The organism is Pseudomonas sp. PS01270, assembly GCF_029959775.1.
GTDB classification, from domain to species: Bacteria; Pseudomonadota; Gammaproteobacteria; order Pseudomonadales; family Pseudomonadaceae; genus Aquipseudomonas; species Aquipseudomonas atacamensis.
Map to the genome: position 1 here is coordinate 1 of NZ_JASCPT010000273.1, position 1,021 is coordinate 1,021.

Annotated in this window: 1 pseudogene; it reads right to left on the reverse strand. The window is 62.5% G+C overall.

Going from position 1 to position 1,021, the window contains the following annotated elements:
- Positions 1–1,021 (reverse strand): annotated as a pseudogene (locus QMX86_RS28105) (type IV secretion protein Rhs); the annotation flags it as partial.

A 1,021-nucleotide genomic window follows, 5' to 3' on the forward strand; every position in this document is an offset into this window, starting at 1 on the left:
TCTGGCCGTCCGGGCGGGTCAGGCCGATCAGGCGGTGCTGGCAGTCGTAGCGGTATTCGGTGACCAGGGTCTGGCCGTGGCCTCGGCGTTCGCGGATCAGGTTGCCGAAGGCGTCGTAGTCGTAATGGCGGTCGCCCTGCATCAGCAGGCGGTTGCCTTTGATCTGCGCGGGACCGGGGCGATCCTGCATCAGCAGGTTGCCGGCCGGGTCGTGGGCGAAGGATTCGGGCAGTTCGTCGCGCGAGTGGCGTACGCGGATCAACCGGTCGAGGGCGTCGTAGCCGTAGGTGCGCTGGCCGTGGCGGCTGTCGGCAATGTGCTCGAGATTGCCGTTGGCGCTGTAGGCATAATCGCGGCGGTACAGCGAAGCGTGGCGATGACCTACAGCGTGGGCAAGCAAGCGGCCCTGATCGTCGTAGGAATATTCGCTGAGCAGCAGACCTTGCTGGCGTTGCTGTTCGCGACCGGACTGGTAGACGTGACGCGTTAGTGGCGTGCCATTGAGGTCGATGGCTGACAGCGCACCGCCCTTGGCGTAGTGATAATCGAGCTTGCTGTTGTCCGGCAGGCGCAGGCGTTTGAGCTGGCCGCAGGCGTCATAGGCGTAGCGCAAGGTGCCCCAGCCCTGATGCTCGGTGATCAGCCGATCCTGACGGTCATACTCGAAGGCCAGCGGGTGATTTTGCCCGTCATCGACACCGATCAACCGACCGAGGCGGTCGTAGTCGTAGTGGATCTTGGCGCCATCGGGCAGGGTTTTGACCAGCAAACGCCCGGACTTGTCGCGCTCGTAGCGGGTGACCAGCGATAAACCCTGCTCGCCAAACTCGGTCTTCTCAAGCAGGTGCCCATTCAGGTCATAGGCATAAGCCGTACGCCGCCCATCAAACCCGATTTCCTGTCGGATCAATCCGGTCGGCGTGTAATCCAGTCGGTACTTTTCGCCCGATTCGTTTTCAATCTCGGTCAGCAACAGCCGCGCATGGTCATAGCGATACTGCACGCGGGTGCCGTCAGGATT